Origin of the sequence: Streptomyces tagetis (assembly GCF_018069565.1) — a bacterium.
Classification (GTDB): Bacteria; Actinomycetota; Actinomycetes; order Streptomycetales; family Streptomycetaceae; genus Streptomyces; species Streptomyces tagetis.
In genome coordinates this window covers 95298-116866 of the sequence record NZ_JAGPNL010000012.1, presented here as the reverse complement: position 1 = coordinate 116866, position 21569 = coordinate 95298, and the positions used below count along the sequence as shown (strand labels likewise).

Here is a 21569-nt window from a genome sequence, read left to right as displayed (position 1 = left end):
GCCGCCGCGCCCGCGCCCGCCGCCGAGGCCCCCGAGACCACCGCACCGGCCGCCGCTCCCGCCGAGGACGCCGCCCCGCGCCGCGCGCGCCGCCGCGCCACCCGTAAGGCCGCAGGCGGTTTCGCCGCGCCCACGCACAGCTCCGCCTCCGCCTCCGGGTCCGAGGAGTCCGACACGCCGAAGCGTCCGGCCCGCCCCGCCGTCGCCCTCTTCCAGCCGCCCGTCTTCGCCGAGCCGCGCTTCCAGACGCCCGAGCGGGCCGCCGCGGAAGCCGCCGCCGAAGCCGCCGGCACCACGACGCCCGAGCGGGCCGAGGACCACGCCGAGGAGCCGGCCGCCGGATCGCGCCGCCGTCGCCGCCGCCGGGGCGCCGCCCCCGAGGAGAGCACCGAGGAGCGCACCACCGCGCCCGCCGCCGAGACCGGCCCCGCGCACGGCACCGACGCCGAGGCCGACACCGGCGACGACCACGACGACCACGAAGACACCGACGACCACGGCGACCACGGCGACCACGGCGACGACAGCGAGGAGTCCGGCTCCCGCCGCCGCCGTCGCCGGGGCGGACGCCGCCGCCGTCGCGGCGACTCGGCCGACGGCGACACCACCGACGGCACCGACACCACCGACGGCGAGGGCGCGGACGGCGCGGACTCCGACGCCGGTACCGGGCGCACCGCCGAACGGCAGGCCGAAGAGGACGCCGAGGACAGCGCCGAGCAGGCCGAAGAGGACACCGAGGACGACGACGCCTCCGGCGACAACGACCACGGGGGCGGCTCCAGCAGCAGCCGTCGCCGCCGTCGCCGTCGCCGCCGCGCCGGGGACGCCTCCGGCGAGGCCGAGCCGTCCGCCGACGACCCCGAGCGCACCGTCGTCAAGGTCCGCGAACCCCGCAAGGCCACCGAGCCCTCCGACGAGGTCCAGTCCATCAAGGGCTCCACCCGCCTGGAGGCCAAGAAGCAGCGCCGCCGGGAGGGCCGCGAGCAGGGCCGCCGCCGCGTCCCGATCATCACCGAGGCCGAGTTCCTCGCCCGCCGCGAGGCCGTCGAACGCGTCATGGTCGTCCGCCAGCACGGCGAGCGCACGCAGATCGGCGTCCTGGAGGACGACGTGCTCGTCGAGCACTACGTCAACAAGGAGCAGTCGACCTCGTACGTCGGCAACGTCTACCTCGGCAAGGTGCAGAACGTGCTGCCGTCGATGGAGGCCGCCTTCATCGACATCGGCAAGGGCCGCAACGCCGTCCTGTACGCCGGCGAGGTCAACTTCGAGGCGCTCGGCATGTCCGGCGGCCCGCGCCGCATCGAGTCCGCCCTGAAGTCCGGGCAGTCGGTGCTCGTGCAGGTCACCAAGGACCCGATCGGCCACAAGGGCGCCCGCCTCACCAGCCAGGTCTCCCTGCCCGGCCGCTACCTGGTCTACGTGCCCGAGGGCTCGATGACCGGCATCAGCCGCAAGCTCCCCGACACCGAGCGCTCCCGCCTCAAGTCGATCCTCAAGCGGATCGTCCCCGAGGACGCGGGCGTCATCGTGCGCACCGCCGCCGAGGGCGCCAGCGAGGACGAACTGCGCCGCGACGTCGAACGCCTCCAGGCGCAGTGGGAGGAGATCCGCAAGAAGGCCAAGGGCGGCAACGCCCCGACGCTGCTCTACGGCGAGCCGGACATGACCGTCCGGGTCGTGCGGGACATCTTCAACGAGGACTTCTCCAAGGTCGTCGTCAGCGGCGACGAAGCCTGGCAGACCATCCACGGATACGTCTCCCACGTCGCGCCGGACCTCGCCGAGCGGCTCTCCCGCTGGACCTCCGAGGTCGACGTCTTCGCCACGTACCGGATCGACGAGCAGCTCGCCAAGGCGCTGGACCGCAAGGTCTGGCTGCCCAGCGGCGGTTCGCTGGTGATCGACCGGACCGAGGCGATGGTCGTCATCGACGTCAACACCGGCAAGTTCACCGGCCAGGGCGGCAACCTGGAGGAGACGGTCACCAGGAACAACCTGGAGGCGGCCGAGGAGATCGTGCGCCAGCTCCGGCTGCGCGACCTCGGCGGCATCATCGTCATCGACTTCATCGACATGGTGCTGGAGTCCAACCGGGACCTGGTGCTGCGGCGCCTGCTGGAGTGCCTGGGCCGCGACCGCACCAAGCACCAGGTCGCCGAGGTCACCTCGCTGGGCCTGGTGCAGATGACCCGCAAGCGGGTCGGCCAGGGCCTGCTGGAGTCCTTCTCGGAGACCTGCGTCCACTGCAACGGCCGGGGTGTCATCGTCCACCTCGACCAGCCCTCCGCCGCGGGCGGCGGCAAGCGCCGCAAGCGGGCCCGTGCCGGGGCGGCCGAGCAGCCGCACGAGCACGAGGCCGTGGCCGGCGTCGAGACCGGCCCGACCGCGGAGCAGGAGGCGGAGAGCGAGGCCGAGCCGGCCGCCGAGGCGGCCGAACCGGTCGCCCTGCCGGCGCCCGACTTCAGCGCGGACGAGGAGCTGTACAACAGCGCCGCCGAGGCGGAGGCCGCCGCGACCCGCGGTCGTGGCCGGCGCCGGGCGAGCCGGCGCGCGTCGGCCCCGGCGGGCACCCCCGCCCGGGAGGCGGCGGCGCGGGCGGAGCGCCCGACCGCGCAGGACGTCACGGCCGCCGAGGAGGCGGAGCGTCCCGTCCGGCAGGAGCCCGCCGCCGAGGCGCTGGCCGAGCCGGCCGCCGTCGAGGACGCGGTCGTCGAGGCGCCCGCCCCCGAGGCCCCTGAGGCTCCCGAGGCTCCGGCCGCCGAGGCCGCCCCGAAGGGCCGTACCCGGCGCCGGGCCACCCGGAAGGCCACCGCGCCGGCCGGTTCGCCCGCCGGGTCCGAGGCCGCCGTGGTGACCGTCGCCGAGACGCCGCAGGCCCCGGCCGAGCCGGAGGAGGCCCCCGCGGCGTCCGAGGCCCCGGCCGAGCCCGCCGAGGAGGCTGCCCCGGCCGCCCCGGAGGCGTCCGAGCCGGCCGAGAGCGCGGCCCCGGCCCGCCCGCGGCGCCGGGCGGTGCGCAAGCCCACCACCTCCACCGCGTCCGAGGAGGCGGCCGTCGTGGTCGTCCCGTCGGCCGCCACCCCGGAGGCGGAGACCGAGGCGGCGGCCCCGGCCGCCCAGGCCCCCGCCGAGCCTGCGGAGGCCCCCGAGGCCGCCGCCGAGCCCGCGGAGCCCGCTGCCGAGGAGGCCACCGGGGCCGAGGAGGCCGCCGGGGCCGAGGAGCCCGCTGCCGAGGAGGCGCCGCCCGCCAAGAAGGCGGCGGCCCGCAAGACGGCCAAGAAGGCCACCGCGAAGAAGGCCGCCACCAAGAAGACGACCGCCACCAAGACGGCGGCCAAGAAGACCGCGGCGAAGAAGGCCACGGCCAAGAAGGCGGCGAAGACGACGACGGCCAAGACCACGGCCGCCAAGACGACGCCCGCCAAGACCGCCACCAAGAAGGCCACCACCAAGAAGACGGCCGCCAAGAAGACCGCGGCGGCCGAGAGCCAGGCACCGGCCACGGTCACCGCCACCGCCGACGAGGGCTGACCCGCCCCGCAGGCACCACCGTGTGGCCCCGTCCTCCCGAGGACGGGGCCACACGCCTTCCCGGACAACTTCCCGTGCCTTCCCGGCCACCCCCGCACCCGGACGGGGTCCCCCACGCCCGCGAGCGGCCATGATGACCCCTTTGGCGCCGGCGCCCGGCCGACGCCGCACGCGGGCGAGACGCCCCGGGACGGAGGCGCGGTGCCGGTCCTGTCACGGCTCATCCCCTCACCGGTCGCCGTGCACATCCGCCGCGGCGCCCTCGACGACCTCCCCGACCTCCTCGTCGACCAGCGCATCGCCCCCTCCGGCCGGGTCGCCGTCGCCGTCAGCGGCGGCTCCGGCACCGCCCTGCGCCGCCGGCTCGCGCCCGCGCTGCCCGGCGCCGCCTGGTTCGAGACCGGCGGCGCCGGCCTCGACGACGCCGTACGCCTCGCCGACCGCACCCGCGCCGGCCACCACGACGCCATCGTCGGCATCGGCGGCGGCCGGGTCATCGACTGCGCCAAATTCGCCGCCGCCCGCCTCGGACTGCCCATGGTCACCGTCGCCACCAGCCTCTCCCACGACGGGATCTGCTCCCCGGTCTCCGTCCTCGCCAACGACGCCGGACACGGCTCCTACGGGGTGCCCGCGCCCGTCGCCCTCCTCGTCGACCTCGCCGTGGTCCGCCAGGCCCCGCCCCGCTACGTGCGCTCCGGCATCGGCGACGCCCTCTCCAACCTCAGCGCCGTCGCCGACTGGGAACTCGCCCACCGGGTCCGCGGCGAACGCGTCGACGGCCTCGCCGCCGCCCTCGCCCGCCAGGCCGGCGAAAGCGTCCTGCGCCACCCCGGCGACTGCGACGACGACGCCTTCCTCACCGTGCTCGCCGAGGGACTGGTGCTCTCCGGCATCGCCATGACCACCGCCGGCCACAGCAGACCCGCCTCCGGCGCCTGCCACGAGATCGGCCACGCCCTCGACCTGCTCCACCCGCGCCGCCCCGCCTGCCACGGGGAGCAGGTCGGCATGGCCGCGGCCTTCGCCACCCACCTGCGCGGCGAAACCGGCCGCGCCCGGCTGATCGCCCGCACCCTGCGCCGCCACGGGCTGCCCGTACTCGCCCGGGAACTGGGCCTCGGCGACGACGAGTTCGTCCGCGCCGTCGCCTTCGCGCCGCGCACCCGGCCCGGCCGGTACACGATCCTGGAGCACCTGGACCTGCCGCCCGAGCGGATCGCCCGCGCGTACGCCGAATACGCCGAGCGCATTGCCTCCGTCGGCGGGCCGCCGGGGCCGGTTTGACCCCCGTCCGGCGGGCCCGTAATCTTGAGCGTCGGCGTGTCGACAGACGCGTCACATCCCCGTAAACCCTTTTCCTCCCGGACGCGGGCCGCGACCGGGAGAGGCCGTACGCGTCTGCCGCGGGGCGGCTGGACTGCGGGGGTGCCGTTCCCGAGCGAGAGAGTGAGATCCGCGTGTACGCCATCGTGCGCAGCGGTGGCCGCCAGCACAAGGTTGCTGTCGGCGACATCGTCGAGGTTGACAAGATTTCCACCGCCAAGGTCGGCGACACGGTCGAGCTCTCGACCCTGCTCGTCGTCGACGGCGACGCTGTGACCAGCGACCCGTGGGTGCTGGCCGGCATCAAGGTCCAGGCCGAGGTCGTGGACCACCACAAGGGCCAGAAGATCGACATTCTGCGCTACAAGAACAAGACCGGCTACCGTCGTCGTCAGGGCCACCGCCAGCAGTACACGGCGATCAAGGTCACTGAGATCCCCGCCGCCGCGAAGTAAGGGACTGAGAACTCATGGCACACAAGAAGGGCGCATCGTCCACCCGGAACGGGCGCGACTCCAATGCCCAGCGGCTCGGCGTGAAGCGCTTCGGCGGTCAGGTCGTCAACGCTGGTGAGATCCTGGTCCGTCAGCGCGGCACCCACTTCCACCCGGGCGCGGGCGTCGGCCGCGGCGGCGACGACACCCTGTTCGCGCTGCAGGCCGGCTCGGTGCAGTTCGGCACCAGCCGCGGCCGCAAGGTCGTCAACATCGTTCCGGTCGCCTGACCCTTCCCAGGGCACGGCTTCCGTACCGAGCGATGCGGCGAGGGCGGACCTCACTTCCCGGCACGGGAAGCAGGTCCGCCCTTTCCGCGTTACAGCTACACCCACCCCGTACGTCTCTGGAGGCACCACACCATGACCACCTTCGTGGACCGCGTCGAGCTGCACGTCGCCGCGGGTAACGGAGGCCACGGCTGTGCCTCCGTCCACCGTGAGAAGTTCAAGCCGCTGGGCGGCCCGGACGGCGGCAACGGCGGCCGGGGCGGCGACGTCGTCCTCACCGTCGACCAGTCCGTGACCACGCTCCTCGACTACCACCACTCCCCGCACCGCAAGGCCACCAACGGCAAGCCCGGCGAAGGCGGGCACCGCTCCGGCAAGGACGGGCAGGACCTGATCCTCCCCGTCCCCGACGGCACCGTCGTCCTCGCCGCGGACGGCACCGTCCTCGCCGACCTCGTCGGCCACGGCACCTCCTACGTCGCCGCCCAGGGCGGCCGGGGCGGCCTCGGCAACGCCGCACTGGCCTCCGCCCGCCGCAAGGCCCCCGGCTTTGCGCTGCTCGGCGTGCCCGGAGACCTCCGCGACGTCCACCTGGAGCTGAAGACCGTCGCCGACGTGGCACTCGTCGGCTACCCGAGCGCCGGCAAGTCCTCCCTGATCTCCGTGCTCAGCGCCGCCAAGCCGAAGATCGCCGACTACCCGTTCACCACGCTCGTCCCCAACCTCGGCGTGGTGACCGCCGGCGCCACCGTCTACACCATCGCCGACGTGCCCGGACTGATCCCCGGCGCCAGCCAGGGCCGGGGCCTCGGCCTGGAGTTCCTGCGCCACGTGGAGAGGTGCAGCGTCCTCGTGCACGTCCTCGACACGGCCACCCTGGAGTCCGACCGCGACCCGCTCAGCGACCTCGACGTCATCGAGGCGGAACTGCGCGCCTACGGCGGACTGGACGACCGGCCCCGCATCGTCGTCCTCAACAAGATCGACGTGCCCGACGGCAAGGACCTCGCCGAGATGGTCCGGCCCGACCTGGAGTCCCGCGGCTACCGCGTCTTCGAGGTGTCCGCCGTGGCCCGCACCGGACTGCGCGAACTCTCCTTCGCCCTCGCCGAACTGGTGGCAGCATCCCGCGCCGCTCGCCCCGCCGAGGAGTCCACCCGCATCGTCATCCGGCCCAAGGCCGTCGACGACGCCGGTTTCACCGTCACCCGCGAGGACGACGGACTCTTCCGGGTACGCGGCGAGAAGCCCGAACGCTGGGTCCGCCAGACCGACTTCAACAACGACGAGGCCGTCGGCTACCTCGCCGACCGGCTCAACCGCCTCGGCGTCGAGGACCGGCTGCTCAAGGCCGGCGCCCGCCCCGGCGACGGCGTCGCCATCGGCCCCGAGGAGAACGCGGTCGTCTTCGACTGGGAACCGTCCGTGACCGCCGGCGCCGAGATGCTCGGCCGCCGCGGCGAGGACCACCGCTTCGAGGCCCCGCGCCCCGCCGCCCAGCGCCGCCGCGAACGCGAGGCCCGCCGCGACGACTCCCAGCGCGAATACGACGGCTTCGAGCCCTTCTGACCGGGGCGCGGGCGCGCGGCCGGGTGCGGACCTGCCGGTGGCCTGCCCGCCGGGCCCGGCGTGTCGGAGGTGCCGACACGCCGGTTTCCGACGGGAGGGGGCGCCCCGACACGCCGGGTTCCGACACGGGGGTGTCCCCGACACGCCGGGTTTCCGGGCGGTAGGGGCGCCGACACGCCGGTCATGTCACGGGCGGCGAGGCCCGCGACATGACACGCCGGCACCCGCCATACGGAGCCCCCGACACGCCGGACCCCCGCCGTACGGAAGCCCGACACGCCGAGCCGGACGCACCGAGCCCGACACACCGAGGGGCCCTCCCGTATCGACACCATGCGACACCATGCGATACGAGAGGGCCCCTCGGCGTGTCCCGGGCCGGCCCCGCGTCAGCCGCGCGCCGACCGCCGCGGGCGGCCCTCCGGCAGCTCGACCGGAGGCACCTCCTGCCCCAGGAAGACCCGCCGCACCACCCGCTCGGCGGCCCGGCCGTCGTCGAACTCGCAGAACAGCCTGCGGAACTCCGTCCGCGCCTTCGCCGAGGTGTCGTCGCACCAGCGGCCCGACAGGAAGACGTCCAGGAGATCGCCCTCGGTGTCCACCACGTGGCCCGGCGGCTCGTCGTGGATGTCGAAGTACGTGCCCCGCGTGGCCCGGTAGACCTCCCAGTCGTTCGCGTAGACCACGATCGGCCGGTCCAGGAGCGCGTAGTCGAACATCAGCGACGAATAGTCCGTCAGCAGACAGTCCGCCGCCAGATACAGCTCCTCCACGCTCGGATGCCCGCTCACGTCCACGACACCCGCCCCCGCGAGCGCGCCCGAGCCGGACCCCAGGTTGAAGTAGTGCACCCGCGACAGCACCGTGAACTCCTCGCCCAGTCGCTCCGCGAAGTGCTCGACGTCCAGCAGCGGGCGCGGCGCCGCGTGGTAGTCACGGTGCGTCGGCGCGTACAGCACGACCGTCGTGCCGGGGGCGATACCGAGCGCCTCACGGACCCGTACCCGGTCCGCCTCGGTGGCGTTCACCAGGACGTCGTTACGCGGATAGCCGTAGTCCAGGGACGTGTACTCGGCCGGATAGGCACGGTCCCAGACAGCCGTGGAGAAACTGTTGGAGGAGACGCTGTAGTCCCAGCGGTCCACCCGCTCCATCAGCGACGTCATCTCCAACGTGCCCTGGCCCACCGGGAACTCGATCAGGTCGACACCCATCCGCTTGAGCGGCGTGCCGTGGTGCGTCTGCACGTGGACCTGGCCCGGCCGCTTCACCACGGCGGTCGGGAAGTTGACGTTGTTGACGAAGTACTTCCCCCGGGCCATCGCCCGCCAGAACCCGAACGACCCCGGACGGACCACGGTCGTGCCCTCGGGCGGACGGTTACGAGTGTCCGGCTTCAGCACCCACACCGTCTTCGTCTCCGGGGACAGCTCCAGCAGCTTGCGGTGGACCGCCGCCGGGTTGCACGCGTAGTCCGCGTTCCAGTAGGCGGCGAACACCGCGACGTCCTTCCGCACCGGCAGCACACGCTGCGCCCGGTAGTACGCGGCCAGCACCGACGCCCGCAGCGCCTTCCTGACCCGGCCCGGCACCCGCCGTACCCGGCGCGCGAGGGCACGCAACGGCGCCGGCAGCCGCCGCGCGGCCCGCCGGGCGGCCGAACCACCGCCACCGGTCTCCACCCAGCCCGCCGGACGGTACCTGCGCTCCACCTCCACCCGCCGGGCACGGAACTCGGCCCGCGCGTCCTCGGGCAGCCGGCCCGGACTCCGCTCGATCACCCGGAAGTGATGGCTCATCCGCTCGAACATCGCCGGCCGCCACCGGTCGAACCCGGGATGCGCATCGAGGAACGCGAAGACCAGCTCGTACTGGTCGAACACATCGAAGTGCTTACGACTGCGCGAACGCAGGATGCTGCCCTGACGCCGCTGCCGGTAGTGCACGCAGACCCGGTCCAGGACACACACCGACTCCGCCGCCACCAGCACCGGATACGTCCACGGCGTGTCCTCGTAATAGCCCGACGGATACGTGAAGCCCCAGCGCTCCACGAAGTCACGGCGATACGCCTTGTTCCACGCCACCTGGAGCAGCCCCACCAGCTCCGGGTGATCCTCCAGCCGGAAGACCCCCTCCGGGCTCGTGGTGAGCACCTTCCGCTTGGCGTTGGGCGTGATCCGCCCGTCCCAGTGGGTACGCGCGTAGTCGAAGACCAGCAGCTCCGGGTCGCCGTTCTCCTCCAGCCGGCGCGAGATTGCCTGCAACGCGCCCGGCAACAGCGTGTCGTCGCTGTCCAGGAAGACCAGATAGGTGCCGCGGGCCCGGGACATGCCCTCGTTCCGCGCCCGGCCCAGGCCCACGTTTTGTTCGAGCTGGACCGCCACCACACGCGGGTCCTTCGCCGCGTACTCGTCCATGATCAGACCGCAGGCGTCGGGAGAGGCGTCGTTGACCGCGATGACCTCGAAGTCCCGGAAGGACTGGCCGAGTACGGAGTCGAGGCAGTCGCGCAGATAACCCTCGACGCCGTACGCCGGCACGATGATGCTGAAGCGGGGCGCCGCGGCGGTCTGCGCGGCGGCGGGTGTGGCTGTCATGAGGGCGTGGACTTCCGGAGAGGGGCAGGGGGAGGGGGCGGCGCGGACCGGGACGGGCGGTGCCCGTGCGCTCCGCGCGCGGCGTTCATTCGGTTCTGTGCGGTACGTACCGGGGCGGGCGGGGCCGGGCGACGGCCCCCGGCGGCGCCGACCGACGCGCCCGGACGGGACGGGCCCCGCCGGCCGGGGTCAGCATCCACCACGTCACGCCGCGCTCCGGTGTCGATACGACTCAGGGACAGGCCCGACCGCTCTGCCAGGGGTGTACCCGGCGGTGGGCGGCCACCGGCGAAAGCCGCCGTGCCGCACCCACTGTCCACCACAAAGGCCACGAGAAGCCAAAGGCGGCGATCGTCCTATGAGTACACGGGTCGGCAGCCTACACGAGCCCCGATCCCACCCACCTGCGGGTGTCACCCCCCGCCCGCGGGGTGGCACGCTCCGCCGACACGCCGACACGCCGACACGCCGACACGCCGACACGCCGACACGCCGACACGCCGTTCACCGCGGTCCCGCCCCCACGCCTCACACCGGGAGCGCCGCCCTCCCCTTGAGCGGCTCCCACCAGGAACGGTGCTCCCGGTACCAGCGCACCGTGTCCGCCAGCCCCTCCTGGAAACCGACCAGCGGCTCGTATCCCAGCTCCTCCCGGATCTTCTCGAACGACAGGGAGTAGCGCAGATCGTGCCCCTTGCGGTCCGGAACGTGCTCCACCCGGTCCGGACCGGCCCCGCACGCCCGCAACAGCAGCCCGGTCAGCTCCCGGTTGGACAGCTCCGTACCGCCGCCGATGTGGTAGACCTCCCCGGCCCGCCCGCCGCGCAGCACCAGGTCGATGCCCCGGCAGTGGTCCAGCACGTGCAGCCAGTCCCGCACCTGGCGCCCGTCCCCGTACAGAGGCACCTTCCGGCCGTCCAGCAGGTTCGTCGTGAACAGCGGGATCATCTTCTCCGGGAAGTGGTAAGGCCCGTAATTGTTGGAGCAGCGCGTCACCACCACGTCCATCCCGTGCGTGCGGTGGTACGACAGCGCCAGCAGGTCCGCACCCGCCTTGGACGCCGCGTACGGCGAGTTCGGCGCCGGCGGGCTCCCCTCCGTCCAGGAGCCCGCCGCGATCGACCCGTACACCTCGTCCGTCGACACCTGCACGAAACGGCCCACCCCGTGGCGCCGCGCCGCCTCCAGCAGCACCTGGGTGCCCAGCACGTTCGTCGCCACGAACGGCGCCGCGTCCGCGATCGACCGGTCCACGTGCGACTCCGCGGCGAAGTGCACCACCGCGTCCTGGCCGCGCACCACCTCGTCCACCACCACCGGGTCCCGGACGTCGCCCCGCACGAACGCGTACCCCTCCCGGCCCGCCACCGGCGAAAGGTTCGCCTCGTTGCCCGCATACGTCAGGCTGTCGAGCACCGTGACCCGCGCCCCGGCCCCCGAGGCGAGCCGCCCCAGGAGCAGCGCCCGCACGAACTGCGAACCGACGAACCCCGCTCCGCCGGTGACGAGAATCCTCATGCCCGCCAGCATTCCACGGGCCCCGCACCCGCCCGCGACACCCCGGCCCCCTCCCTCCGGCCCCCTGTCCATCCCACGGAATGGACGCGCGGCCGTCCGCCGTCCTCCCGTAGATTGGCGCCGCCGCCACCGGACACGGCGGGGCGCGAGGACGGCCGAGTGAGGACGACGCAGGTGACAGTGGCAAGGCAGGACGTGAGCGAAGCGCGCAGGATCGTCGTGAAAGTCGGCTCCTCCTCGCTGACCACCGCCTCCGGCGGACTCGACGCCGACCGCGTCGACGCCCTCGTCGACGTCCTCGCCAAGGTCCGCAGCGGCGGAGAACGCGAGATCGTGCTCGTCTCCTCCGGCGCCATCGCCGCCGGACTCGCCCCCCTCGGCCTGCGCCGCCGCCCCCGCGACCTCGCCCGCCAGCAGGCCGCCGCCAGCGTCGGACAGGGCCTCCTCGTCGCCCGCTACACCGCCTCCCTCGCCCGCTACGGCGTCCGCGTCGGCCAGGTGCTGCTGACCTCCGACGACATGAGCCGCCGCTCCCAGCACCGCAACGCCTCCCGCACCCTCGACAAACTGCTCGCCATGGGCGCCCTCCCCGTCGTCAACGAGAACGACACCGTCGCCACCGACGAGATCCGCTTCGGCGACAACGACCGCCTCGCCGCCCTCGTCGCCCACCTCGTCCGCGCCGACCTCCTGGTGCTCCTCTCCGACGTGGACGGCGTCTACGACGGCGACCCCAGCCGCCCCGGCACCTCCCGTCTCGCCGAGATCCGCGGCCCCGCCGACCTGGCCGGCGTCGAGATCGGCAGCGCCGGCAAGGCCGGCGTCGGCACCGGCGGCATGGTCACCAAGGTCGAGGCGGCCCGCATCGCCGCCGCCGCCGGCATCCCCGTCGTCCTCACCAGTGCCGTCCACGCCGCCGACGCCCTCACCGGCGGCGACACCGGCACCTACTTCCACGCCACCGGCAAACGCTCCACCGACCGCCTCCTGTGGCTCCAGCACGCCTCCACCCCGCGCGGCGCCCTCGTCCTCGACGACGGAGCCGTCCGGGCCGTCGTCCAGGGCCGCAAATCACTCCTCCCGGCCGGCATCGCCGCCGTCGAGGGCGAATTCGGTGCCGGCGACCCCGTCGAACTCCGCGACCCCGCTGGACACGCCGTCGCCCGCGGACTCGTCGGATTCGACGCCAAGGAGATCCCCCGCCTCATCGGCCGCTCCACCCGGGAACTTGCGCGCGAACTCGGACCGGCGTACGAACGGGAAGTCGTACACAGGGACGATCTGGTGATCCTGCACCCGTAATGGGTCGAAACGTCCCCGAATCGGCGGTGGACGTTCCGCAAAACCGCCCCGCGATCTCCCGCGGCCTGCTCAACTTTCCTGAGGGATGGGCCCGGCCGACCACCGGGCCGGACCATGTGCGGAGGAGGCCGTCGTGAGCAGAGTGCGCCCTGGGACGCCGGCGTCCCGCTCCGGTACGTCCTCCAGGGGCGCCGCCGGAGCGCGCGGCGGCACAACGGCGCGTACCACCGGTGCCCGCGCCACCCGCGCCGGTGAGGATCGCGCCCTGACCAGCGTCGCCGCCGGCGACCGCTTCCGCGGCGACGAACCCGAACACACCCCCCGCCTGTGGCACGTCACCCTCAGCGTCTCCGGCGCCCGCGCCCCGCTGTCCGAGGTCCGCCGCGCGCTGGAACAGCTCGCCCACGACCACCCCTTCCTGCTGACCAGCAGATACGCCGACGACCACGCCGAGATCCGCTACTGGGAGGAGGCCCGCGACCTGCACGACGCCGCCGCCGTCGCCCTCCGCCTGTGGGGCGAGCACCGGCAGACCGCCGGCCTGCCGCCCTGGGAGATCGTCGGCCTGGAGGTCATCGACCGGGCCACCTACCACCAGCGCATCGCCGCCGGCTACGGCCCGGCCCCCGCCACACCTGTCGGCGTCCATCCGTTCTGAGACCCGGGTTTCCGGGGTCCGGGGTCCGGGTTTCTGGGCCTCTCGGGCTCCGGAATTTCCGGGGCTTCCTGGGTTTCCGGGGCCCGGGAAAGGCCCGTCCGCCGATTCCGCGGGTGCAGGCTGCCGGGCGCCGGAGCCGGGTGCCAGATGTCGGTTACCGGCGCGCCCGGCGAATCCCCGGGGACCGCGCCGCCCGGCGTTTCCACCGCAAAACAGACGTCTCGGGGTGTGGGACAGGCCCCGGACGCCCCGCTCCGGCGCACTACCCTGCCCCCATGACCACGCTCTCGCCGTACGACTCGATGTCCCCGGTCACCCAGGCCGCCTACCGGGCCAAGGCCGCCGCCGCCGACCTCGCGCCGCTGCCCCGAGCCCTCAAGGACGACGCGCTGCTCGCCGTGGCCGACGCCCTGGAGGTCCGCACCGGCGAGATCGTCGAGGCCAACGCCCAGGACGTGGCCAAGGCCCGTGCCGCCGGCACCGCCGACGCCATGATCGACCGGCTCACCCTCACCCCCGAGCGGGTCCGCGCCATCGCCTCCGACGTCCGCGACGTCGTCGCCCTCCCCGACCCCGTCGGCGAGGTCGTCCGCGGCTCCACCCTCCCCAACGGCATCGACCTGCGCCAGGTCCGCGTCCCCCTCGGCGTCGTCGGCATCATCTACGAAGGCCGCCCCAACGTCACCGTCGACGCCGCCGCCCTCTGCCTCAAGTCCGGCAACGCCGTCCTCCTGCGCGGCTCCTCCTCCGCCTACCGGTCCAACACCGCCCTCGTCCGCGTCGTCCGCGACGCCGTCGGCGGCGCCGGACTGCCCGCCGACGCCGTCCAGCTCGTACCCGGCGAGAGCCGCGAGAGCGTCCGCGAGCTGATGCGCGCCCGCGGCCTCGTCGACGTCCTCATCCCGCGCGGCGGCGCCTCCCTCATCCGGACCGTCATCCAGGAATCCACCGTCCCCGTCATCGAGACCGGCACCGGCAACTGCCACGTCTACGTCGACGCCCACGCCGACCTCGACACGGCCGTCGACATCCTCGTCAACTCCAAGGCGCACCGCGTCAGCGTCTGCAACGCCGCCGAGACCCTCCTCGTCCACCAGGACATCGCCCCCACGTTCCTGCCCCGCGCCCTGGACGCCCTCGCCGACGCCGGCATCACCGTCCACGCCGACGAACGCGTCCTCGCCCACGCCAAGGAGACCCGCGCCACCCTCGTCGAGGCCACCCCCGAGGACTGGGAGACCGAATACCTCTCCCACGACATCGCCGCCGCCGTCGTCGACTCCCTCGACAAGGCCGTCGAACACATCCGCCTGTGGACCTCCGGCCACACCGAGGCCATCGTCACCACCTCCCAGCAGGCGGCCCGCCGCTTCACCCAACTGGTCGACTCCACCACCGTCGCCGTCAACGCCTCCACCCGCTTCACCGACGGCGGCCAGTTCGGCTTCGGCGCCGAGATCGGCATCTCCACCCAGAAGCTGCACGCCCGCGGCCCCATGGGCCTGCCCGAGCTGACCAGCACCAAGTACATCGTCACCGGCGACGGACACGTACGCCGCTGAGGCGCACGCCGGGGGCATATGTCCCCGGCGTGCTCCGGCGCGTGCGCCATAGCGCCGAACGGGGCATCTCACCCAGCGGATGAATTTCCCCACCGTCTGCCCAAAACGACCCCCCGCCACTACTCTGGGAAGCGTGCCGGAGGACGTGGGGGGCACGCCGTTCCCGGACGGCTGGGAGCCCGACGACGACCACGACCACGGGGTGACGGACGAAGAGTTCGCCTCCGTGGTCTTCGACGAGGACTTCGTCCGCGCCGCGGCGATCCACGAGCCATCCGCCGTGGAACGCCTGCTCGCCGCAGCCGAGGCCAGAGCCGAAGCCTCCGAAGCGGAGGCCGCCCGCCGCACCCGCGCCCGCGGCGAACGCCACGACGACCCGTACACCGGATACGGCCACACCCCCGGCACCGACGACCCCGGCGACGACCTCGACCCGCTCGACCGCCCCTACGGCGCCCCCGGCGCCTACGGCCGGCAGGTCCGCTGGCACCGCCCCGTCGCCTGGGTCCTCGCCGTCGTCATGGGCGTCGGCATGGTCGCCCTCGCCTTCGCCGCCGTCTACCGCGGCTCCTCCTCCGGCTCCGGCAGCCCCCAGCAGGCCCCGCCCCCCGCCTCCACCGGCCCGGAACAGGGCGGCGACCGCACCGACCCCTCCGCCTCCGCCGACTACTCCACGCCCGCCGTCCCCGTCATCCCGCACGGCCCCTGACCAGGACCGCCCACCCGGCCGTCACCGCCCCAACTTGACGCACACGGGCGCGTTTACGCGGCCCCCCGCAGACCAACCCTGGAAGTATGGGAGCGCCCGGCGATCCGCCCGACGGGACACCCGAGGGTGCCCCCGGAGGCGGCGATGACGAATACCGGTCCGTCGTCTTCGACGAATCGTTCATCCGCGCTGCCCGCCTCCAGGAGTACTCCGCCGAGGAACGCGTCACCGACCACGCCCCCGCCGTCCGCCGCAGACCCCGCCGCCGCCGCGGACTGCCCCACCAGGCGCTCATCCTCGTCATGCTGGTCGCCGTCGCCTTCGGCACCGCCATCTACATGGGCGTACGCCACCCCTACCAAGGCCCCGCGGCCCAGCATTCCGGCGAACCCGCCCGGATGAGCGTCGTCCCCCTCGCCCCCCGCCACCCCGTCCCCGGCGCCGACGACCCCGACCGGCTCTACGCCCACAGCCCCGCCGCCCGCTTCCGCACCGGCGCCGACGGCATCACCCTCCCCGGCGGACGCCGCACCGCCCACTTCTCCGACGACCAGGTCCTCAGCGCCCTCGCCATCTCCAAGGACTACATCGTCCGCTCCTCCCTCGACCCCGACGTCCTCTCCGGCGGCCCCGTCCGCACCGTCCGCGTCCTCCTCGACCCCGACCAGCACGACCAGTTCGACCGCAGCTTCAGCCACCCCGCCGCCGACGGCCGCAACACCCCCACCGGATGGCTCGTGCGCTTCGACCCCGCCCGCGCCCGCCTCGCCGACGACCGGACCCGCGTCCAGGGCCACCTCACCATCAGCGAGAGCGACTCCTCCACCCTTGAGGTCACCGCCGACCACACCCTCGTCTACGCCCTGCGCCCCGGCGACGACCCACACGGCAAGGTCTCCCTCTTCACCGTCCGGCGCGAACTGCTGTTCCGCTTCGACCGCGAAGACCTGCGCCTGCACCGCACCCGCCTCGTCACCTCCTCCGTACGCGCCGGGCCCCTCTCCTGCGCCGAGAACCCCGCCGACCTCCTCCGCCCCCTCCTCGCCGGCCAGACCCCCAAGGACGGCACCCCCGCCGACACCGACCCCTACACCCCCGACGGCATCACCCACCTCTGCGGCACCCTCGCGGACCGGGCTCAGCCGACGGGGTGAGGCGGGCGGGCGGGTGTGTCGGGGCGTGGCGGGGGAGGGCGTGCGTGCGGGGAGGGGACGGGGGCGGGGGCGTGGGCGGGGTCGATACGGCGGTGGGGAGCCGCGAGAACGCCTCGGGCATGTCGCTCAGGCACCGCCGGGCGGTACGGATGTGCCATCGGCGTGTCGTGGCGCAGCGGGGAGGCGCGAAGAGACCCCGGGCGTGTCGCGCCCGGTCGCCGGGAGCCGTAGGCCACGCCGGGGGCTGTCGTGCCGGCCGTAGGGAGCCTTCAGGCCGCCTCGGGCGTGTCGCCCCGGTCGCGGGGCGCTCCGCAGCCGCCCTGAGCGCGCCGTGTCGGCCGCACGGAACCGTCAGAACACCCCGGGCGTGTCACATCGCCCCACCGCGCCCCTCCGGCGTGTCGCGCCCGCCCTGGGGCGTCTCCGAGGCGGCTCGGGCGTGTCACGGCTCGGCAAGCCGCCCCGCGCGGGGCCGGTACCCTCGCGCGGGGCGGCCGCATACGCCCAGCTCAGCCGTTCTCGCGCGGCGGCCCGTCGCCCGGCGCCTCCGGGTCCTCCGGCCGGTCACGGCCCTCCGCCGTCCCGCCACCCGGTCCCGCCCCGTCCTTCGGCGGCCTCGGAGCGGAGGACGTGAAACCGCCGAAACCCCGCCGCACCCGCTCCCCGAGATCCCCCGCACCACCGGCGATGTCGTTCACCAGCTTCATCAGCGGGTCCTTGGAACCGCGCACATGGCCGGCGTAGTGGGACGCCGACTCGCGGAAGGAGTCCCGCACGGACGCGTCCCCGTCCTCCTCGCGCCGCGGATAGTGCCCGTCCATGATCCGCTGGTAGTCGCGCGAAGCGGTCCACTTCCGCAGCTCGGCCGCGCGCACCGTGGTGAACGGGTGCGACCGGGGCAGCACATTCATGATCTTCAGTACGGAATCGCGCAGATCGCCGCCGGACTCGTACTCGTCGGCCTGCTCCAGGAACGCGTCCACGTTCATCTCGTGCAGATGATTACCACCGGCGATCTTCATCAGGCCCCGCATCGACGCCTGCGGGTCCTGACCGACCAGCAGACCCGCCCGGTCGGCCGACAGCTCCGACTTGCGGAACCACTCGCGCAGACCCGTGACGATCGCCATGATCGCCAAGTTGCCCAGCGGAATCCACGCCACCCGGACCGCGAGACTCGTCAGGAACAGCAACACGGTCCGGTACACCGAGTGACCGGACAGCGCGTGCCCGACCTCGTGCCCGACGACCGCGCGCATCTCCTCCTCGTCCAGCAGCTCGACGAGCCCCGTCGTCACCACGATGATCGGCTCGTCCAGACCGATGCACATCGCGTTCGGCACCGGGTCCTGCGTCACGTACATCGGCGGGACCTTCTCCAGGTCCAGGATGTAGCAGGCGTCCCGCAGCATCACGTTCAGATGCGCGAACTGCCGGTCCGAGACCCGCACCGAGTCCGACAGGAACAACAACCGGAGACTCCGCTCCGGCAACAGACCGCTCAACGCCTTGAAAACCGTGTCGAAACCGCTCAGCTTCCGCAATGCCACCAGAGCACTGCGATCCGCCGGATGCTCGTACGCCCGCGAGGAGATCCCGGGAAAACGCCGCCGTTGCCGGCCCGGCACCCGCTCCCGCCCGCTGTCGTCGTGGCCGTCGGACATGTCTTCCCCCAGGTACTCGAGCGGGCCCGCGCATCACCACGGCCCGGTGCGTAACCCACGCGCGTCGCGCGCGCATCCCCGAAGCAAGGCCCAGCCTAGGCGGAGATACCGTTGACGGGCAGTACAGCGAAGGAGCCCGCGCCATGGAGTACAGCCCCCACACCGTCCGGCTCGCCCAGGCCGTGACCGCCGCCGAACCCCAAGGGCCCGGAAACATGCTCCGGATCATCCTCCTCGTGATGATCGTGGGCTGCGCCCTGACCGCCTGGTTCCTCCTGCGGGGATACAAGCGCAAGGACGACTGAACCGGCCGAACGGTTCCCCTCCCGACCGCCGTCCGGCACGCGCGCGTGCCCAACGGCGGAGTCGGCGTGATCGCCCTCGGCGGCCCCGCATACGATGAGCCGGACGTCCATGTCCCGCCCACACGTGAATAGGTCCTGCCGAAGATGAGCATCCAGAGCACTGCTGCCCAGTTGGTCACCCTCGCTGCCGAGGGCGGAGGCAACCACGAAAGCCTCGAACCGATCCTCGTCGGAGGCGGCGCCCTGGCCGCCCTGCTGCTCCTGCTGTGGATCACCACACGCTTCAACCGCGACCGCTAGAACCCGGGAGGATCGTGGGGGTTCCTCCCGCTCCGCGAAGCCGCGGAACCGGAGGGGAGCCAGGGCTCCGCGACCGGGCCGGTAGGGTCTGCACGCATGGGAGAGCAGGACATGCCTACCGGCCCGGCGCACGACACCGGAGGCGGCACGACGCACCGTCCGGTGCCCGCCGGCCCCGGCAACGGCCCCTCACGGACGGGCAAACGCCGACTCGGCGTCATGGGCGGCACATTCGACCCGATCCACCACGGACACCTCGTGGCGGCCAGCGAAGTCGCCTCACAGTTCCACCTCGACGAAGTGGTCTTCGTCCCCACCGGGCAGCCCTGGCAGAAAAGCCACCGCACCGTCTCCGCGGCAGAGGACCGGTACCTGATGACCGTCGTCGCCACCGTCGAGAACCCGCAGTTCTCCGTCAGCCGCATCGACATCGACCGCGGCGGACCCACCTACACCGTGGACACCCTGCGCGACCTGAGCGCCCTCAACCCGGACACGGACCTGTTCTTCATCACCGGCGCCGACGCCCTCGCCCAGATCCTCACCTGGCGCGACAGTGAGGAACTGTTCTCCCTCGCCCACTTCATCGGCGTCACCCGGCCCGGCCACCACCTGACCGACGACGGACTCCCCGAAGGCGGCGTCTCGCTCGTCGAGGTTCCCGCCCTCGCCATCTCCTCGACGGACTGCCGGGCCAGAGTCGCCCAGGACGAACCCGTCTGGTACCTGGTGCCGGACGGCGTCGTGCGCTACATCGACAAACGTCAGCTGTACCGCGGCCAGTGAGCCGAGAGGGGCACCCGGTGAACGACCGATACGACGCGGGGTACGGGCCCGAACCGTACGAGCTGGTCGGCTACGACGACTACGGCCGGCCTGTCTACCGCCAGGCCCAGCCCCCGGCCGACCCCGCCCAGCAGCAGACGTACGACCCGTACGCACAGCACGAGGGACACTCCCAGGGCTACGCCTACGACCCGTACGGCACAGGCACGGACCGGCAGCAGCCCGCCCAGACCTACGACGCCTACGGCAACCCGACCGGCTACGACCCCGGCTACGGCACGTACGACACCCCCGGCACACCGAGGGGGCAACAGACGTACGACACGCGGCCCCCCGGCGTGTCGGGCCGGCAGACGTACGACACGCACACCCCCGGCACGCCGGGCGGACCACAGACGTACGACACGCCCAGCCCCGCCCCGCCGGACGGCCGGCAGACGTACGACACGCACGCCGAGTCCGCCCCCGGCCGCGGCACGACCCGCTCCCGGGTCGCCGAACAGACCGCCCACATCCCCCAGCAGGCCGGCCCGCCCGAGGAAACCGCGGCACCCGCCGACGACACCGACGGCGAGGCCGCGCCCGACTACCGCACCGAACAGTTCGCCTTCGTCGAAGAGCCCACCGACGACTCCGAAGACGTCATCGACTGGCTCACCTTCACCGAGAACCGCACCGAACGCCGCGAAGAGGCCCGCCGCCGCGCCCGCACCCGCCTCATCGCGCTGACCGTCGTCCTCGCCCTCCTCGCCGTCGGTGGCGTCGGCTACCTCTGGTACGCCGGAAAACTCCCCGGCATGTCCTCCTCCGACGGCGCAAACGGCGCCACCACCGCGACCGGCGCCCAGAAACGCGAGGTCATCGCCGTCCACCTGCACGACACCAAGAAGGGCACGACCTCCACCGTCCTCCTCGTCGACAACACCACCACCAAGCGCGGCACATCCGTCCTGCTCCCCAACGCGCTCGCCCTCAGCGCCGAGGACGGCAGCACCACCACGCTCGCCAAATCCGTCGACGACGCCGGCCCCGACACCACCCGTTCCGCCCTCGACTCCGTCCTCGGCACCGACATCGAAGGCACCTGGCGCCTGGACACCCCCTACCTCCAGATCCTCGTCGACCTCGTCGGCAACATCGAGATCGACACCGACACGGACGTGCCCGACCCCGACGCCGAGGACAAGGGCGAGGCCCCCCTCGTCCGCAAGGGAGAGGGCCAGACCCTCAGCGGCAAGATGGCCGTCGCCTACGCCACCCACACCGCCCCCGGCGAGACCGCCGACACCCAGCTCCAGCGCTTCGGACAGGTCGTGCAGGCAACCCTGCGCAAACTCTCCTCCGACCCGAAGGCCGCCACGCTCACCGTCCAGACCCTCGGCATGATCCTCGACCCGCCGCTCACCGAGAGCGACCTCGGCAGCTTCCTCGCCGGACTCGCCGACCGCGCCAAGGACGGCGACTTCTCGACCGTCCTCCTGCCCGTCCAGGCCGGCGGCCGACTCGGAGCCGAGGACGCCGACGGCATCGTCAAGGACATCCTCGGCGGCACCGCCAAGAGCCCCGACAAGGACGCCGCCGTCAGCGTCTCCGTCCGCGACGCCACCGGCGAGGACCGCGCCTCCAAGGCCCGCGTCACCCTCCTCAACGGCGGCTTCACCTACCTCGACGGAGGCACCGCCGCCGGCACCGCCTCCACCTCAGAGGTCCTCTACGCCGACGCCGCCGACAAGGAGAACGCCGTCGAGGTCGCCAAGACCCTCGGCCTGCCCGACAGCGCCGTCATCCAGGGCAAGGTCGCCGCCAACGCCGGCGTCTCCGTCCTCCTCGGCCGCGACTACACACCCCAGTCCTGACG

At 73.3% G+C, this 21569-nt stretch carries 17 protein-coding genes; 14 read left to right on the top strand and 3 right to left on the bottom strand.

Annotated features, from left to right (window positions below; all coding sequences use genetic code 11):
• From J5Y05_RS30455 to obgE, 5 genes are all read left to right on the top strand, one after another.
• On the top strand, positions 1 to 3534 hold a 3534-nt coding region (locus J5Y05_RS30455; protein WP_210876529.1), incomplete at its 5' end, for an Rne/Rng family ribonuclease.
• 201 nt (positions 3535 to 3735) lie between these two features.
• The gene (locus J5Y05_RS30450) at positions 3736 to 4821 is read left to right on the top strand and encodes an iron-containing alcohol dehydrogenase family protein (protein ID WP_210876528.1); all 1086 of its coding nucleotides are present in this window, start codon (positions 3736 to 3738) and stop codon (positions 4819 to 4821) included.
• Positions 4822 to 4994: 173 nt separating this feature from the next.
• Positions 4995 to 5315 (top strand): 50S ribosomal protein L21, encoded by a 321-nt coding sequence (gene rplU, locus J5Y05_RS30445; protein ID WP_004931419.1) that lies wholly within the window; start codon positions 4995 to 4997, stop codon positions 5313 to 5315.
• 14 nt (positions 5316 to 5329) lie between these two features.
• The gene (gene rpmA / locus J5Y05_RS30440; RefSeq protein ID WP_006132816.1) at positions 5330 to 5584 is read left to right on the top strand and encodes a 50S ribosomal protein L27; all 255 of its coding nucleotides are present in this window, start codon (positions 5330 to 5332) and stop codon (positions 5582 to 5584) included.
• Between the two features lie 132 nt (positions 5585 to 5716).
• Positions 5717 to 7153, top strand: a complete 1437-nt coding sequence (gene obgE, locus J5Y05_RS30435) for a GTPase ObgE (protein ID WP_210876527.1) — start codon at positions 5717 to 5719, stop codon at positions 7151 to 7153.
• Positions 7154 to 7542: 389 nt separating this feature from the next.
• Here the strand turns inward: obgE and J5Y05_RS30430 are convergent, their stop codons facing one another.
• Both J5Y05_RS30430 and rfbB read right to left on the bottom strand, forming a co-directional pair.
• Positions 7543 to 9753: a bifunctional glycosyltransferase/CDP-glycerol:glycerophosphate glycerophosphotransferase gene (locus tag J5Y05_RS30430; protein WP_210876526.1), complete on the bottom strand. Its 2211-nt coding sequence runs from the start codon at positions 9751 to 9753 to the stop codon at positions 7543 to 7545.
• A gap of 528 nt (positions 9754 to 10281) precedes the next feature.
• Complete coding sequence (rfbB, locus tag J5Y05_RS30425; protein ID WP_210876525.1) at positions 10282 to 11271, bottom strand: dTDP-glucose 4,6-dehydratase; 990 nt, start codon at positions 11269 to 11271, stop codon at positions 10282 to 10284.
• 195 nt (positions 11272 to 11466) lie between these two features.
• On the opposite strand from rfbB, the gene proB reads away from it, so the two are divergent.
• The 5 genes from proB (at position 11467) to J5Y05_RS30400 (ending at position 16656) form a co-directional block, all read left to right on the top strand.
• Positions 11467 to 12573: a glutamate 5-kinase gene (gene proB / locus J5Y05_RS30420; protein WP_210876537.1), complete on the top strand. Its 1107-nt coding sequence runs from the start codon at positions 11467 to 11469 to the stop codon at positions 12571 to 12573.
• 133 nt (positions 12574 to 12706) lie between these two features.
• Positions 12707 to 13231: a DUF8830 family protein gene (locus J5Y05_RS30415; protein WP_307854162.1), complete on the top strand. Its 525-nt coding sequence runs from the start codon at positions 12707 to 12709 to the stop codon at positions 13229 to 13231.
• A gap of 275 nt (positions 13232 to 13506) precedes the next feature.
• Positions 13507 to 14793, top strand: a complete 1287-nt coding sequence (locus tag J5Y05_RS30410; protein WP_210876523.1) for a glutamate-5-semialdehyde dehydrogenase — start codon at positions 13507 to 13509, stop codon at positions 14791 to 14793.
• Positions 14794 to 14926: 133 nt separating this feature from the next.
• Complete coding sequence (locus tag J5Y05_RS30405) at positions 14927 to 15502, top strand: SCO2584 family spore wall biosynthesis protein (RefSeq protein WP_210876522.1); 576 nt, start codon at positions 14927 to 14929, stop codon at positions 15500 to 15502.
• 86 nt (positions 15503 to 15588) lie between these two features.
• On the top strand, positions 15589 to 16656 hold the full coding sequence (locus tag J5Y05_RS30400; protein ID WP_210876521.1) for an SCO2583 family membrane protein: 1068 nt from the start codon (positions 15589 to 15591) through the stop codon (positions 16654 to 16656).
• Positions 16657 to 17165: 509 nt separating this feature from the next.
• On the opposite strand, the gene J5Y05_RS30395 is transcribed toward J5Y05_RS30400, so the two are convergent.
• On the bottom strand, positions 17166 to 18320 hold the full coding sequence (locus J5Y05_RS30395) for a M48 family metallopeptidase (RefSeq protein ID WP_210876520.1): 1155 nt from the start codon (positions 18318 to 18320) through the stop codon (positions 17166 to 17168).
• A gap of 143 nt (positions 18321 to 18463) precedes the next feature.
• Between J5Y05_RS30395 and J5Y05_RS30390 the strand changes: the two genes are divergently transcribed.
• The 4 genes from J5Y05_RS30390 (at position 18464) to J5Y05_RS30375 (ending at position 21567) form a co-directional block, all read left to right on the top strand.
• Entirely contained in the window at positions 18464 to 18625 is a 162-nt protein-coding gene (locus J5Y05_RS30390) for a hypothetical protein (protein WP_210876519.1), read from the top strand.
• Positions 18626 to 18769: 144 nt separating this feature from the next.
• A complete protein-coding gene (locus J5Y05_RS30385) occupies positions 18770 to 18925 on the top strand; it encodes a hypothetical protein (RefSeq protein WP_210876518.1) in 156 nt (51 codons plus the stop codon).
• 96 nt (positions 18926 to 19021) lie between these two features.
• Positions 19022 to 19711: a nicotinate-nucleotide adenylyltransferase gene (gene nadD, locus J5Y05_RS30380; protein WP_210876517.1), complete on the top strand. Its 690-nt coding sequence runs from the start codon at positions 19022 to 19024 to the stop codon at positions 19709 to 19711.
• A 17-nt stretch (positions 19712 to 19728) separates the two neighbouring features.
• Positions 19729 to 21567: an LCP family protein gene (locus tag J5Y05_RS30375; RefSeq protein WP_210876516.1), complete on the top strand. Its 1839-nt coding sequence runs from the start codon at positions 19729 to 19731 to the stop codon at positions 21565 to 21567.
• Positions 21568 to 21569 lie beyond the last annotated feature (2 nt).